Annotated in this window: 12 protein-coding genes; all 12 read right to left on the reverse strand. The window is 67.8% G+C overall.

Annotated elements, in window-relative coordinates; translation table 11 throughout:
- Positions 1–2 precede the first annotated feature (2 nt).
- Complete coding sequence (locus tag D9V32_RS05300; protein WP_121647851.1) at positions 3–2,006, reverse strand: primosomal protein N' family DNA-binding protein; 2,004 nt, start codon at positions 2,004–2,006, stop codon at positions 3–5.
- Entirely contained in the window at positions 2,007–3,200 is a 1,194-nt protein-coding gene (gene metK, locus D9V32_RS05305; RefSeq protein WP_121647852.1) for a methionine adenosyltransferase, read from the reverse strand.
- Positions 3,201–3,250: 50 nt separating this feature from the next.
- Complete coding sequence (gene coaBC, locus D9V32_RS05310) at positions 3,251–4,453, reverse strand: bifunctional phosphopantothenoylcysteine decarboxylase/phosphopantothenate--cysteine ligase CoaBC (RefSeq protein WP_121647853.1); 1,203 nt, start codon at positions 4,451–4,453, stop codon at positions 3,251–3,253.
- Positions 4,454–4,463: 10 nt separating this feature from the next.
- Positions 4,464–4,721: a DNA-directed RNA polymerase subunit omega gene (gene rpoZ / locus D9V32_RS05315; protein WP_030143478.1), complete on the reverse strand. Its 258-nt coding sequence runs from the start codon at positions 4,719–4,721 to the stop codon at positions 4,464–4,466.
- 67 nt (positions 4,722–4,788) lie between these two features.
- On the reverse strand, positions 4,789–5,718 hold the full coding sequence (gene gmk, locus D9V32_RS05320) for a guanylate kinase (protein ID WP_121647854.1): 930 nt from the start codon (positions 5,716–5,718) through the stop codon (positions 4,789–4,791).
- Between the two features lie 54 nt (positions 5,719–5,772).
- Positions 5,773–6,669, reverse strand: a complete 897-nt coding sequence (gene pyrF / locus D9V32_RS05325) for an orotidine-5'-phosphate decarboxylase (protein WP_281272124.1) — start codon at positions 6,667–6,669, stop codon at positions 5,773–5,775.
- Positions 6,666–9,977, reverse strand: a complete 3,312-nt coding sequence (gene carB, locus D9V32_RS05330) for a carbamoyl-phosphate synthase large subunit (RefSeq protein ID WP_121647855.1) — start codon at positions 9,975–9,977, stop codon at positions 6,666–6,668. The genes pyrF and carB overlap by 4 nt, the downstream gene beginning before the upstream one ends.
- Positions 9,977–11,134: a glutamine-hydrolyzing carbamoyl-phosphate synthase small subunit gene (gene carA, locus D9V32_RS05335; RefSeq protein WP_121647856.1), complete on the reverse strand. Its 1,158-nt coding sequence runs from the start codon at positions 11,132–11,134 to the stop codon at positions 9,977–9,979. Before carA ends, carB begins: the two co-directional genes overlap by 1 nt.
- Complete coding sequence (locus tag D9V32_RS05340) at positions 11,131–11,655, reverse strand: PH-like domain-containing protein (protein WP_121647857.1); 525 nt, start codon at positions 11,653–11,655, stop codon at positions 11,131–11,133. The genes carA and D9V32_RS05340 overlap by 4 nt, the downstream gene beginning before the upstream one ends.
- The gene (locus D9V32_RS05345; RefSeq protein WP_121647858.1) at positions 11,648–13,018 is read right to left on the reverse strand and encodes a dihydroorotase; all 1,371 of its coding nucleotides are present in this window, start codon (positions 13,016–13,018) and stop codon (positions 11,648–11,650) included. The genes D9V32_RS05340 and D9V32_RS05345 overlap by 8 nt, the downstream gene beginning before the upstream one ends.
- Complete coding sequence (locus D9V32_RS05350) at positions 13,015–13,971, reverse strand: aspartate carbamoyltransferase catalytic subunit (protein WP_121647859.1); 957 nt, start codon at positions 13,969–13,971, stop codon at positions 13,015–13,017. Before D9V32_RS05350 ends, D9V32_RS05345 begins: the two co-directional genes overlap by 4 nt.
- A complete protein-coding gene (gene pyrR, locus D9V32_RS05355; protein WP_121647860.1) occupies positions 13,971–14,507 on the reverse strand; it encodes a bifunctional pyr operon transcriptional regulator/uracil phosphoribosyltransferase PyrR in 537 nt (178 codons plus the stop codon). The genes D9V32_RS05350 and pyrR overlap by 1 nt, the downstream gene beginning before the upstream one ends.
- Between the last annotated feature and the right edge of the window lie 111 nt (positions 14,508–14,618).

A 14,618-nucleotide genomic window follows, 5' to 3' on the forward strand; every position in this document is an offset into this window, starting at 1 on the left:
CGCTACAGGCGGATCTCCGGGTCATCAAACCGAACCTTAAGTGTAGGGGCCGGGCGGGCCGGACGCGCACCCGCGCGCGGGGCACGGCGTTTTGTCGCGTACTCGATCACCGCGGCGCGCAGCTCGGTGGCCACCCGGGTGCCCGCGGCAAAGTCGAATCGCACCACAGCGCGAGACTCCCCGCTGGGCCGCCCCGTCTCCTCCTGAATCACCGGGACGGGCCCCAGGATGTCTCCGGGAGGCAGGCCCTGAAGGCTCGTGAGGACATCGCGGATCGCGTCATCCTGCCCGGTGATCGTCGCGAGGCGTACGGCCGGAGGAAAACGCAGGGCCTTGCGGTCGATGAGCTCGGCGCTCGCAAACTCCGCCTGATTCCAGGTCGCAAACGCGCGCGCGAGCTCCCCACCCACGCCCACCAGCAGCACGGTGGCACCGGGGGCGGCGAGGGCCGCCGCGTGCGACCACCAGCGCAGGCAGTCCGAGGCAATGCTCAGGGATTCGGCGGCGAGCATGCGGTCGCCATCCAGCAGGAGCACGGCGCGATATCCGCCGTGAGCGATGGGTTCGGCACCGCGGGTGGCCACGATCAGGGCGGGGCGATCGGGCACCGTCAGCACGGTCTTCTCCCCGTCGGCCACGATCACCGTGGTGGCGGGAAACGCGCGGCCGAGCTCCTCGGCGGTGCGTCCGGTTCCGCGGGTCACCAGGCGAAACTCGGTGCCCTCGCAGGTCGCGCAGACCCATCCGGCGGCCAGGTGCCCACAGAGCGTACAGGCGGGGGCGGCACCACGCGCGGGAATCCCGAGCGGGCCATGGCAGGCGGTACAGCGGGCGGCGTCACCGCAGCGCTTGCAGGAGAGCATCGGGGCGTATCCCGGGCGCGCCACCTGCACCAGCACCGGCCCCTCCTTCACAGACTCGGCGATGGTACGCCAGGCGGCGGAGGGGATGCGCACGGCGGCGGCCGGGCCCTCCCCCTGGTCCTGCTGCTCGGTCACGATGATCTTGGGGCGCTGGCGCGGCTGGGGATCCAGCGGCCGCACAAAGCCCATCTCCACGAGGCGCTGCGTTTCGACGCTGCGCGAGTGCGAGGCAAACACCAGCGCGGCACCGGACTGCTCCTGACGAATGAGCGCCGCGTCCCGGGCGTGCACATAGGGAGCGAGCGGCTCGGCGTGCAGCGGATCGCCGTCGTTCCAGAGGGCGATCAGCCCCAGGTTGTGAGCCGGCGCGTAAACCGCCGAGCGATTGCCGATGATGATCCGCGGGCGCGGTTCGAGCGCCGCGAGAAAGGCGCGGTAGCGGTCGGGGTTCGGCTGCTTCGCATCCATCCGCAGAATGTCGACGATCGGTACGCGGTCCTCGAGGGCGAGCAGGAGCTGATCGAGATCCCGATAGTCGGGTACCACGAGGATCGCGCTCTCCCCCGCCGCATAGCGATCCAGCGCCGCCTCGGCCAGGGTAATGGCCCAGCGTCCCACGGGAGCCTCCTGCGGGCCGGGCAGCACACCCGGCAGGGCATCCAGCGCGATGCGCTCGTGCGCGGCCAGGGCAGCCGCCAGAGTGTCCGGGTACCCGGTGATCGGCACGGCACTCACCTGCGGGGTTTCCGGTGCCACGTCGGCGCCGCGCTCCTCATGCTCGGCGATCCACGCGCGCTCCACCCGCACCTGGCGGCCAGGAATCGCCAACCGGAGAATCCCGTTGGCTGAACCAGCGGCGCGGTCGGCGGCGCGCCGCGCGAGCGCCCACACCTCGGGGGTGAGCACCCGCGCGGGTGACACGACCTCGCCAAGGTCACTGAGCTTCCCGGAGAACTCCGCGTCACTCGTGACCTCGACGATGTAGCCGGCCGCACCGTTCTTCAGCGATCGCCAGGGCACCACGACCCGCACGCCGGGCAGCGCGACCCCCGCGAGTTCCGGCGGAATCCGGAAGTCGAACGGGTGGTCGAGTTGGGGCAGGGGCGAGTCGATCAGCACCCTGGCGATGCTGGCCGAGGTCATTTAGATTCCGGCGGCGCTTCGCAGGTCGCTGACCCGGTCAAGCTTCTCCCAGGTGAAGTCCGGGAGCTCGCGGCCGAAGTGACCGTAGGCCGCGGTCTGGCGGTAGATCGGGCGCAGCAGGTCGAGGTCACGCACGATCGCGCCGGGGCGCAGGTCAAAGACGTCGCGGATCGCCGAAACGATGCGCTCCTCGGGGATGGTGTTGGTGCCGAAGGTCTCAACGTACAGACCCACGGGTGCCGCCTTACCGATGGCGTAGGCAACCTGAACCTCAAGCTTCTCGGCGAAGCCGGCGGCCACGGCGTTCTTCGCGACCCAGCGCATCGCGTAGGCGGCCGAGCGGTCCACCTTCGACGGGTCCTTACCCGAGAACGCACCACCACCGTGGCGGGAGGCTCCGCCGTAGGTGTCGATGATGATCTTGCGGCCGGTGAGGCCGGCATCGCCCATCGGGCCACCGATCACAAAACGACCGGTGGGGTTGATCAGGGTGTTGCGACCCGAGGTGTCGAGGTCGAGTTCGGCGAGCACCGGGTCGATGACCAGGGCCTCCACCTCGCGGCGCAGACGCTCGGTGGTGACCTCGTCGCGGTGCTGGGTCGAGAGCACAACGGTCTCGACGGTGCGCGGGATGATGCCCTCGTAGCCGATGGTGACCTGGGTCTTACCGTCGGGGCGCAGGTAGTCGAGCTCGCCGCTCTTGCGCACCTCGGAGAGGCGCTCGGCGAGGCGGTGCGAGATCCAGCTGGGCAGCGGCATGTACTGCGGGGTTTCGGTGGTGGCGAAACCGAACATGATGCCCTGGTCGCCGGCACCCTGCAGGTCGAGTGCGTCGGCACTGGTGCCCTCGCGGGTTTCGAATGCGGTGTCGACGCCCTGGGCGATGTCCGGAGACTGCGCGCCGATAGAGACGTTCACGCCGCAGGAGGCGCCGTCAAAGCCGGTCTCGGAGCTGTTGTAGCCGATTCCCAGAATGACGTCGCGGACGATGGCGGGAATCTCCACGTAGGCGGAGGTGGTGACCTCACCGGCGACCTGAACCAGGCCGGTGGTGACGAGGGTTTCCACGGCCACGCGGGCGGTGGGATCCTCGGTGATGAGGGCGTCCAGGATGGAGTCGGAGATCTGGTCACAGATCTTGTCCGGGTGACCCTCGGTCACGGATTCGGAGGTAAACAGGCGCAAATCGGTCATGGTGGTACTCCTCAAAGGTGCTGCGAGACTATAAAAATCGCGAGTGGATGTTAGCCGGCGGTGACGGCGGTGAGGATGGCATCGGCCACCTCACGCTTCGTACCGGAGGCCTCACCAACTATAGTGCCGGTGGCATCCAGAATGATGACCGTGTTACGGTCGGCGCCGAAGCCGTCGTTCCAGCCCACGGCGTTCAGGCAGAGGAAGTCACAGCCCTTGCGCGCGAGCTTGGCTCGGCCAAGCTCGAGCAGGTGTTCCCGGTCACGCGAGGTTTCGGCGGCAAATCCAACGATGATCTGCTCGGGACGAGACAGCGCCGGCAGGCCCGCCAGGATGTCCGGGTTCTTTTCGAGCTCGAGGGTGAGCGTGTCTCCACGCTCCTCCTTTTTGATCTTTGTTTCGCTGACCTGCACCGGGCGGTAATCCGCCACGGCGGCGGCCATGATCACGATGTCCACCCGCGGCAGCGCCTCGTGCACCGCGCGCTGAAGCTCGGCGGCGGTCTGCACGCCGTGGCCGGGCACGTGGTTCGGCAGGGTCTCATCAACGCTCGCGGTGATGAGTTCCACCTCCGCGCCGCGCAGGTGCGCGGCGGTGGCCAGCGCGATGCCCTGCTTACCACTCGAGCGATTACCCAGGTACCGCACCGGGTCCAGGGGTTCGCGGGTGCCGCCCGCGGTGATCAGGATGCGCTTTCCGCGCAGGTCACCGGCGGCATCGGGCACGAGGCCGAGCCCGGCGTCCACGATGTCCTCCGGTTCGCTCATCCGGCCGGGGCCGCTGTCGGTGCCGGTCAGCTGACCGCTCTCGGGGCCCACGATGTGAATCCCACGCTCGCGCAGGGTCGCGATGTTGGCGACCGTCGCCGGGTTCTGCCACATCTCGGTGTGCATCGCCGGGGCCACCAGCACGGGCGCACGGGTCGCCAGAATGGTGTTGCCCAGGAGGTCATCCGCGATGCCTGCAGCCAGCTTTGCGAGGGTGTTGGCGGTGGCCGGAGCGATGATCACGAGGTCGGCACGCTGGCCCAGGGCCACGTGGCGCACCTCGGACACGTCGGTGTACAGATCGGTGGCCAGCGGCTGGCGCGAGATTGCCTCCCAGGTGGGTGCACCCACGAAGTTCAGCGCGTGCTCGGTCGCGATGACCTGAACACGGTGCCCCGCACGAACCAACAAACGGACGACACCGACTGCCTTATACGCAGCGATGCCGCCCGTTACCCCGACAACAATGTTGAGCGCGGAGGTCATTGGGAGGTGATTACTCGGCGATCGGCTTGATCGTGAGCTTGTCCTCGTTGATCTCGTGCATCGCGATCGACAGCGGCTTGTCCTCCATGGTGGAGTCAACCAGCGGACCAACGTTGTCAAACAGCGAGCCCTCGTGCAGATCGGTGTAGTAGTCGTTGATCTGGCGGGCGCGCTTGGAGGCGAAGATCACCAGAGCGTACTTGGACTCGACCTTGGTGAGCAGGTCGTCGATCGACGGATCGATAATTCCCTTGGGCTTTTCAACCATGTGGTTCACACTCCTCGTGTGGTTTACGCGGGGTTAGCGCGGTGGTGAACGGTGCGGCGGGCGCGGATCAGCGCGCGGCGACACCGCGAAGCTGAATCAAGTCTACGACCTCGGCCGCCGCTTCGGCGACTTCACCGTTGACAATTTGATAATCGAACTCGTCCGCCGCGGCTAATTCGGTGCGGGCGGTCTCGAGCCGGCGCGCCTGTTCCTCCGCGGATTCGGTGCCTCGACCGGTCAGTCGGCGCACCAGTTCGTCCCAGCTCGGCGGCTGCAAAAACACCAGTGCAGCCTCGGGCATGGCGGCCTTCACGAGGCGTGCGCCCTGAATGTCGATCTCCAGGATCACGCTGGTGCCGCGAGACAGGGCCTCGCGTACCGGGCCGCGCGGGGTGCCGTAGCGGTGGGTGCCGTGCACGGTGGCGTATTCGAGGAGTTCGCCGCGCTCGATCAGCGAGTCGAACTCGGCGTTGTCCACGAAGTAGTAGTCCACACCGTGGGTTTCGCCCGGACGCGGGTCGCGGGTCGTGGCCGAAATTGACAACTGAACCTGCGGGTAGTTTTCGCGAATGTGGCGCACCACGGTGCCCTTACCGACGGCGGTGGGGCCGGCGATCACGAGCAGACGGCTCACCGGGTGGCGTCCGATCGACTCGCGGGCGTGCAGGAACTCCTCCAGGCGCACGCGCTGGTGACGGCCGAGGCCGCCCAGGCGCTTTGCCGGGGAAATGCTCAGCTCCTCCAGGATGCGGCCGAGCTTGGTGCGGCCAATGGCCGGAATCGCCAGCAGGAAGTCGGTGATGCGCAGGCGCCCCTCGACACCCTCGGTCTCCTCGGTGGCGCGCGCGAGCACGTCGAGCGGGCGACGGGCACCGGCCGCGATCTCCGCCTTGACCGCGGCGCGGGCACGACGCGCGGCAACGGCCGCACGGGAGGCCGCGACGCGGTCTACCTCGGGCAGGTCGCGGGTGACCGCGGCGTTCTCGGCGGCGCTCATGCGGGTACCACGTTCGAGCGGTGGGCTACTCGGCGAGGCCGATGCGGGGTCGTACTAGGCACGGTCATACTCCACGGCGATTTCCTGGGTCATAGAAACAATTGCTCCCGTGATGTTACCTGGTCCAGCACCAAGAACGCTGCGCGACGCCGAAACAATCACACCGGGTGCCAGCGGTCCATAGATGGCGCGGGTGTCGGCGAGGCGTGCGCCCTGCGCTCCGAACCCCGGGGCGAGGATCGGAAGTGCGGGCTCGGGGGCCACATCAAAGGCGAGGTCAAAGTCGGCGAGGTTCAGGGTGGCGCCCACAACGAGGCCCACACCGCCATAAGGGCCGCTCTCGGCGGCGTTCCAGGCTGCAACCTCATCCACGATCTGCCGGGAGACGCGCGGTCCGTCATCCCCCACGCGGGCGCGCTGGATCGCGCGCCCCTCGGGGTTCGAGGTGGCGGCCAGCACGAAGAGGCCCTTACCGCGCTCGCGGGCGAGTTCCATGGGCTTCGAAATCGATCCGACACCCTGGAATGCACTAATGGTCATCGCATCGGATTCGAGCGGTGAGCCCTCGGCCATCCACGACTGACCGTAGGCCTCAACCGAGGTGCCGACGTCTCCGCGCTTGCAGTCGGCGATCACCAGAATGCCCGCGGAACGCGCGGTCTGAATGACCTCCTCAAGAGCCGCGTAGCCGGCGGACCCGAAGCGCTCGAAAAACGCGACCTGCGGCTTGACGATGCCGGCACCACCCTGCACGGTGGCCTCGACCACCCGCAGGCCGAACTCACGCACGCCCGCGGCGCTGTCGGCGAGGCCCCACTGCTCCAGGAGGAACGAGTGCGGGTCGATGCCGACGCACAGGCGGCCGCGGCTGGCGAACACATCCGCCAGACGCTGGCCGAAGCCCCCGGCGGCGAGGTTACCCTCGCCACCGGGGGTCACGGCCGCGCTCACGCGGAGGCCGGAGCCGAGGCCGCGAGGCGCTCGGCGCGATCGATCGCGTAGTCCTGCAGCGAACGCACCTCGAAGCCGTTGCGGATGGCCTCGATCGAGGACACCGCGGCGGACAGCTCGGCGATGGTGGTGAACAGCGGCTTGTCCGCGGCCACCGTGGCGGCGCGGATCTCGTAGCCGTCGGCGCGGGCGCTGGAACCGGAGGGGGTGTTGATCACAACGTCGATCTTGCGGGCGTTGATCAGGTCCACGATGGTGGGGTCGCCGTCTACCGAGCCCTCGCTGTGCTTGCGCACGGTGCGGGCCTGGATGCCGTTGCGGACCAGGATCTCGGCGGTTCCCTCGGTGGCGAGCAGCTCGTAGCCGAGCTCCTGCAGGCGCAGGGCGGGCAGCACGATCGCACGCTTGTCCTCATCGGTCACCGAGACGAACACGGTGCCGCTCAGCGGAATGGCGCTGGAGGCAGCGGCCTGGCTCTTGGCGAAGGCACGCGGGAAGTCGCGGTCGATACCCATGACCTCACCGGTCGAGCGCATCTCCGGGCCGAGCAGGGAGTCCACGACCTTGCCCTCCTTGGTGCGGAAGCGCTTGAAGGGCAGCACGGCCTCCTTCACGGCGACCGGGGAGTCCAGCGGAACGCGCGAGCCGTCGACCTCGGGCAGCATGCCCTCCTCGACCAGCTCATCGATGGTCTTGCCCACCATGAGCAGCGAGGCGGCCTTTGCCAGCGGGATACCGAGCGCCTTGGAGACGAAAGGTACGGTGCGCGAGGCGCGGGGGTTTGCCTCGAGGACATAGAGGATACCGGCGCTGATGGCGAACTGAACGTTCAGCAGGCCGCGGACGCCCACGCCCTTGGCGATGGCTTCGGTGGCCTCGCGGACGCGGTCGATCTGGGCGCGGCCCAGGGTCACCGGGGGCAGGGTGCAGCACGAGTCACCAGAGTGGATACCGGCCTCCTCGAGGTGCTCCATGACGCCACCGATGTAGAGGCGATTGCCGTCGTAGAGAGCGTCCACATCGATCTCGATCGCGTCGTCGAGGAAGCGGTCCACCAGCAGGGGGTGGTCGGGGCCGATGAGGGCCTGGCCCTCCTGGCGCACGAAGTAGTCGCGCACGGCGTCGGTCGAGTAGACGATTTCCATGCCACGGCCACCGAGCACGAAGCTCGGGCGCACGAGCACCGGGTAGCCGATGTTCTCGGCGACCTCGATGGCCTCCTCCACGTTGTGGGCGATGCCGTTACGGGGAGCCAGCAGGCCACCCTCGTCGAGGATGCGGGCGAACTCGCCACGCTGCTCGGCGAGGTCGATGTTCTCCGGGGTGGTGCCGAGGATCGGTACACCGGCGTCCTTGAGACCCTGGGCGAGGCCCAGCGCGGTCTGGCCGCCGAGCTGCACGACGACACCCACGAGCTCGCCGGACTGGCTCTCGGCGTGGATGACCTCGAGGACATCCTCAAGGGTCAGCGGCTCGAAGTACAGGCGGTCCGAGGTGTCGTAGTCGGTGGACACGGTCTCGGGGTTGCAGTTGATCATGATGGTTTCAAAACCAGCATCGTGCAGCGCGAAGGAGGAGTGTACGCAGGAGTAGTCAAACTCCACACCCTGGCCGATGCGGTTCGGGCCGGATCCGAGGATCACAACCTTCTTGCGGTCGGACGGTGCCACCTCGGTCTCGAAGTCGTAGCTCGAGTAGTGGTACGGGGTGAGGGCGGGGAATTCGCCGGCGCAGGTGTCGACGGTCTTGAAGACCGGGCGCAGACCGAAACCGTGGCGGATTCCGCGAACCTCGGCCTCGGTGAGGCCGCGCAGCTCGGCGATCTGGGCGTCGCTGAAGCCGTGGTCCTTGGCCTGGGCCAGGACGGACTCGGTCAGCTCGTCCGCACCGGCAACGAAGTCGGCGACGTCGTTGATCAGGGCGATCTGGTCGATGAACCAGGGGTCCATGCCGGTGGCCTCGAAGGCCTGCTCCACGGTGGCGCCGGCGCGCAGTGCCTGCTGCAGGGTGACGATGCGGCCATCGGTCGGGGTGGCCGACACGGTCAGCAGCTCCTCGGCCGAGCGGGTCTCGGTACCCCAGTGGAAGGAGGAGCCGCGCTTCTCGAGCGAGCGCAGCGCCTTCTGCAGGGCGGTGGTGTAGTTGCGGCCGATGGCCATGGCCTCACCCACCGACTTCATGGTGGTGGTCAGGGTGGCGTCGGCGGCCGGGAACTTCTCGAATGCGAAGCGGGGAACCTTGACCACGACGTAGTCGAGGGTCGGCTCGAAGCTCGCCGGGGTCACCTTGGTGATGTCGTTGGGGATCTCGTCCAGGCGGTAGCCGATGGCGAGCTTCGCGGCGATCTTGGCGATCGGGAAGCCGGTGGCCTTCGAGGCCAGGGCCGAGGAGCGGGAGACACGCGGGTTCATCTCGATGACGATGATGCGGCCGTTGGAGGGGTCGATGGCGAACTGCACGTTGCAGCCACCGGTGTCCACGCCCACGGAGCGGATGATGTCGATACCGATGTCGCGCATGCGCTGGTACTCACGGTCGGTGAGGGTCAGGGCCGGGGCCACGGTGATGGAGTCACCGGTGTGCACACCCACGGGGTCGACGTTCTCGATCGAGCAGACCACAACGGTGTTGTCGCTGCCGTCACGCATGAGCTCGAGCTCGTACTCCTTCCAGCCGAGGATGGACTCCTCCAGGAGGACCTCGGTGGTCGGGCTCGACTGCAGACCGTCGGTGGTGATGCGGATGAGCTCCTCTTCGGTGTACGCGAAGCCCGAGCCGAGGCCTCCCATGGTGAAGGACGGACGCACAACCAGGGGGTAACCCAGGTCCTTGGCGTACTCGATGGCGTCTTCCACGGTGTGGGCGATGTGCGAGCGGGCGACGTCGGCACCGGCCTCGATCACGAGCTCCTTGAAGAGCTGGCGGTCCTCACCCTTCTGGATGGCCTCGATCTTGGCGCCGATCAGCTCGACGTTGTACTTCTCCAGGATGCCCAGCTCGTCGAGCTGAATGGCGGCGTTCAGCGCGGTCTGGCCACCGAGGGTGGGCAGGATGGCGTCGGGGCGCTCCTTGGCGATGATCGATTCGATGACCTCGGGGGTGATCGGCTCGACGTAGGTGGCGTCGGCGAAGTCGGGGTCGGTCATGATCGTGGCGGGGTTCGAGTTGACCAGGATCACCCGGATTCCCTCGGCGCGCAGCACGCGGCACGCCTGGGTGCCGGAGTAGTCGAACTCACAGGCCTGACCGATAACGATCGGGCCGGAGCCGATGACGAGGACGGAGTTAATATCGTCGCGCTTGGGCATTACTTGGACTCTCCCTTACCGGCGAGAACAACCTCGCGGAAACGTGCAAAAAGATAGTGGGCGTCGTGCGGGCCGGCCGCAGACTCCGGGTGGTACTGAACGCTGAAGGCCGGGATGTCCAGGCAGCGCAGGCCCTCCACGACGTTGTCGTTCAGGCTGTAGTGGCTGACCTCGACCTTGCCGAAGCCCTCGGGAGACTCGTGCGAGCCCTCGATGGGCAGGTCCACGGCAAATCCGTGGTTCTGCGAGGTGATCTCGACCTTGCCGGTAGCCTTGTCGAGCACGGGCTGGTTGATGCCGCGGTGGCCGAAGGGCAGCTTGTAGGTGTCGAAGCCGAGGGCTCGACCGAGCAGCTGGTTGCCGAAGCAGATACCGAAGTAGGGCAGGCCGGCACGCAGACCCGCACGCAGCACCTCGACCTGGCCGGAGGCCGCGGCGGGGTCGCCGGGTCCGTTGGAGAAGAAGAAGGCGTCGGTCTTCAGGGCCAGCAGGCCATCGGGGGTGATGTTCTGCGGGACGACGATGACGTCGAAGCCCTGGTCGGCGAGGTAGCCGAGGGTCGCGCGCTTCACACCGAGGTCGAGCACGGCGATCGAGCCAATGCGCTCGGTGGTGGCGGGCAGGGTGTAGTTCTCGGTGGTCGAGACGGTGGCCGAGAGGCTGAGGCCGGCCATCTGCTCCCCCGCGTTCACCGCGGCCACGAGAGCCTCGGCGTCGCTCGAGTAGTCGGCACCGGAGAAGATTCCGCCGCGCATCGATCCGGCCGAGCGGATGTGGCGGGTCAGGGCGCGGGTGTCGATGCCGGAGATTCCGACGACGTCATCCTCGACCAGGTTGTCGTCGAGGGTGCCCTCCGAGCGGAAGTTGGAGACGCGACGGGAAGGGTCGCGGACGACGTATCCGGAGACCCAGATCCGATCCGATTCCATGTCGGTCTTGTTGACGCCGGTGATGCCGATGTGCGGGGCGGTCATCACGACGATCTGACCGGCGTAGGACGGGTCGGTCAGGGTTTCCTGGTACCCGGACATGCCGGTGGTGAAAACAACCTCGCCGAGGGTGGTGCCCGTCTTGCCATAGGCGGCACCCTCAAAGCGGGTGCCGTCTTCTAGGACGAGGACGGCCGGTTCGGCGGAGCCGAATGCGGTGTTGGTCATGCTGAAATCTCGCTCTCGGTGGGGGTGGGAGTGGGGGCGGCGGCGATCTTCGCGATCGCGGCCAAAATGTTGGCGTGGTCGGTCTGGTCAATCACCCGCACGTAGCTGTCTACGTCCTGTTCGGGTGAGCGCCAGGCGATCACGATCAGACCGTCGCGTTCGACCACTCGGTCGATCGTCCAGGTGGCGGTCTGTGCGCCGTACACGGTGTCCGGGGCGAAAAACACGGGGGTTTCACCTCGCGCGGCCAGGAGGATTCCCTCCGCATTCACGGTGATCCGGGCGCGGGCGCGGAAGGACAGGCCGCTCAGGGCGAGTCTTTCCAGCGGGGCGCCGGGCCGGGTGGAGGCCACGTAGAACGCGTCGGCGGCGGCGAGCTCGGTGAGGTTATCGGGAATCACGCTGTTCAGGGTGATTCCCCCGTCTCGTCGCGATCGCTTTCGCCAGCCCAGCCACATCAGCACAAACAGGCCGATGAGGAAGGCGATGATGATCAGCGTGGGGACGAGAGGGTTAGGCATGTGCCGCCACCAGTTCCTGGATTCTTTCGAGCGGTACCAGCTCCCCACCGAACACCGTGGCGTATCCGCGGTGGAAGGTGGCCTCGACCCGGCCGGGAAGGCTGGTGCCGAGGTATGGGGAGTTGATCGAGCGCCCGCGCAGGTCTTCGACGGCGAAGTCGGACCGGGCGGCGGGGTCGTAGAGGGTGATCTCGGCGGGGTTGCCCACCGCAATCGCGAGGCCCTGGCCGGAGATGCGGCCGATCTGGGCGGGGGTGCGGGACATGACGCGCTCGACGTCGACCCAGCCGATCAGGCCGGTCTCAACCATGGACTCGTGCACCACGCTGAGCGCGGATTCGAGGCCCACCATGCCGTTGGCGGCCTCGGCCCACGCGCACTCCTTGGCCTCGGCCGGGTGCGGTGCGTGGTCGGTGGCGACGATGTCGATGGTTCCATCGGCCAGGGCTTCGCGCAGTGCCAGCACGTCTTCCGCGCGGCGCAGCGGCGGGTTGACCTTGTAGCGCGCATCGTAGGAGCGCACGAGCTCCTCGGTGAGCAGCAGGTGGTGCGGGGTGACCTCGGCGGTGACGTTGATGCCGCGGGCCTTGGCCCAGCGGATCACCTCGACCGAACCGGCGGTGGAGAGGTGGCAGATGTGCAGGCGTGAACCCACGTGCTCGGCGATCAGAACGTCGCGGGCGATGATCGACTCCTCGGCCATGGCCGGCCAGCCGGTCAGTCCCAGCTCGGCCGAGACCGAACCCTCGTTCATCTGTGCGCCGGGGGTGAGCTTGGGGTCCTGGGCGTGCTGGGCGATGACGCCGTCGAACGCCTTGACATATTCGAGCGCGCGGCGCATGAGCTGCGGGTCGGAGACGCAGAGGCCGTCGTCCGAGAAGACGCGCACCTTGGCACGCGACTCGGCCATCGCACCCAGCTCGGCGAGACGCTCGCCGGCGAGGCCCACGGTGACCGCACCGATCGGCTGGACGCGGGCGTATCCGGCCTGCTCGCCGAGGGAGAGCTCCTGCTCCACCACGCCGGCGGTGTCGGCCACCGGGGAGGTGTTGGCCATCGCAAACACCGTGGTGTAGCCACCGGAGGCGGCGGCGCGGGTGCCGGTCAGGACGGTCTCGCTGTGCTCGAAGCCGGGCTCGCGGAGGTGGGTATGCAGGTCTACCAGTCCGGGCAGTGCGATCAGGCCCTCGGCCTCGACCGTGGTGGCACCGGCGCGGCTCAGGCCGATACCGAGTTCGGCGATGACGCCGTTTTCCAGGATGAGGTCGGTGGTGTCGCCGGAGGACAGGCGCGCGCCACGGATCAGGTAGGTCTCGTTCTGCACGGCGGTGTCCTTCGAAGTAGTGGGAGTGGGGGTGATCATCGCTGGTCCTCGCGTTCTCCCGAGAGCAGCAGGTACAGGGCGGCCATCCGGACGGACACACCGCTCGACACCTGCTCAAGCACCGTCGAACGCGGCGAGTCTGCGGCGCCGGAGGAGATCTCCAGGCCGCGGTTCATCGGACCGGGGTGCATCACAATGCTATCGCCTGTGAGGCGGGCCAGACGCTCATCGTCCAGCCCCCAACGCCGGGAATATTCTCGACTATTGGGGAAGAATGCGTCGTGCATGCGCTCACCCTGGATGCGCAGCATCATCACGACGTCCGGGTTTTCGGCCAGGACGACGTCCAGATCGTAGGAAACGGTGGCCGGCCAGCCCTCGATTCCCACCGGGAGAAGCGTGGGAGGCGCCACTAGGGTGACCTGCGCGCCGAGGCTAGCGAGCAGCCAGACGTTTGAGCGCGCAACCCGCGAGTGCAGGATGTCGCCGACGATCACGACGTGCACGCCGTCGAGGTCGCGGCCGCGGGAGGCACCGGCACCGTGGATGCGGCGGCGCATGGTGAAGGCGTCCAGCAGCGCCTGGGTGGGGTGTTCGTGGGTGCCGTCGCCGGCGTTCAGGATGCCCGCGTCGATCCAGCCGGAGGCGGCCAGGGTGTGCGGAGCCCCGGAGGCCCCGTGACGGATGACCACGGCGTCGGCACCGATTGCGGCGAGGGTCTGGGCGGTGTCCTTCAGGCTTTCGCCCTTGGAGACCGAGGAGCCCTTGGCGGAGAAGTTGATGACGTCGGCGCTCAGGCGCTTGGCCGCGGCCTCGAACGAGATGCGCGTGCGGGTGGAGTCCTCGAAGAAGAGGTTCACCACTGTCTTGCCGCGCAGCGTGGGCAGCTTCTTGACCTCGCGCAGCTGGGTGTCGGCCATGTCCTCGGCGACATCCAGGATGTTGAGGGCATCGGCGCGGGAGAGGGTGCGGGTGTCCAGGAGGTGACGCACTAGAGGGTCTCCCCGATGGTCACGCGGTCTTCGCCGTCAATCTCGACGAGCTCGACGTTGATCCGCTCGGACTTCGAGCTGGGCAGGTTCTTGCCCACGAAGTCGGGCCGGATGGGCAGTTCGCGGTGGCCGCGATCGACCAGGGTGGCCAGGCGCACGGCGCGGGGACGACCGATGTCGCCGAGGGCGTCGAGGGCGGCGCGGATGGTACGGCCCGAGTAGAGCACGTCATCGGCGAGGATCACGGTCTTGCCATCGATGCCGCCGGCGGGAATGCTGGTGGGGCGAGGCGAGCGCGTCGGGATGCGGCCCAGGTCGTCGCGATACATGGTGATATCGAGCGAACCGACCGGAACCTCCTGCCCGGAGAACTCCTCAAGCAGCGCCGCGAGGCGGGCTGCGAGGTACACGCCGCGGGTGGGAATACCGAGCAGAACGAGGTCACCCGCGCCACGGTTGGATTCGAGGATCTCGTGTGCGATACGGGTAAGCGCCCGGGAAATGTCAGCCTGCTGGAGCACGATTCGTGCACTCATGAGGCCTCCCTTCTTCGCCTCTCTGGACGATCTTAAAGGTTGACTGGTGTACAACGTTTCTACCCTAGCACCGCGCGGCATCTCTCGCAGCGCACACCCGGCCAGGCGCGG

Source organism: Mycetocola tolaasinivorans (genome assembly GCF_003667565.1).
GTDB lineage: Bacteria > Actinomycetota > Actinomycetes > Actinomycetales > Microbacteriaceae > Mycetocola > Mycetocola tolaasinivorans.

Bases quoted from the DNA above. Each gene is read 5' to 3' on its own strand.
- D9V32_RS05340 (WP_121647857.1), bottom strand. From the start codon at position 11,655: ATGCCTAACCCTCTCGTCCCCACGCTGATCATCATCGCCTTCCTCATC.
- rpoZ (WP_030143478.1), bottom strand. From the start codon at position 4,721: ATGGTTGAAAAGCCCAAGGGAATTATCGATCCGTCGATCGACGACCTG.
- D9V32_RS05300 (WP_121647851.1), bottom strand. From the start codon at position 2,006: ATGACCTCGGCCAGCATCGCCAGGGTGCTGATCGACTCGCCCCTGCCC.
- D9V32_RS05345 (WP_121647858.1), bottom strand. From the start codon at position 13,018: ATGATCACCCCCACTCCCACTACTTCGAAGGACACCGCCGTGCAGAAC.
- gmk (WP_121647854.1), bottom strand. From the start codon at position 5,718: ATGAGCGCCGCCGAGAACGCCGCGGTCACCCGCGACCTGCCCGAGGTA.
- carB (WP_121647855.1), bottom strand. From the start codon at position 9,977: ATGCCCAAGCGCGACGATATTAACTCCGTCCTCGTCATCGGCTCCGGC.
- metK (WP_121647852.1), bottom strand. From the start codon at position 3,200: ATGACCGATTTGCGCCTGTTTACCTCCGAATCCGTGACCGAGGGTCAC.
- carA (WP_121647856.1), bottom strand. From the start codon at position 11,134: ATGACCAACACCGCATTCGGCTCCGCCGAACCGGCCGTCCTCGTCCTA.
- pyrR (WP_121647860.1), bottom strand. From the start codon at position 14,507: ATGAGTGCACGAATCGTGCTCCAGCAGGCTGACATTTCCCGGGCGCTT.
- coaBC (WP_121647853.1), bottom strand. From the start codon at position 4,453: ATGACCTCCGCGCTCAACATTGTTGTCGGGGTAACGGGCGGCATCGCT.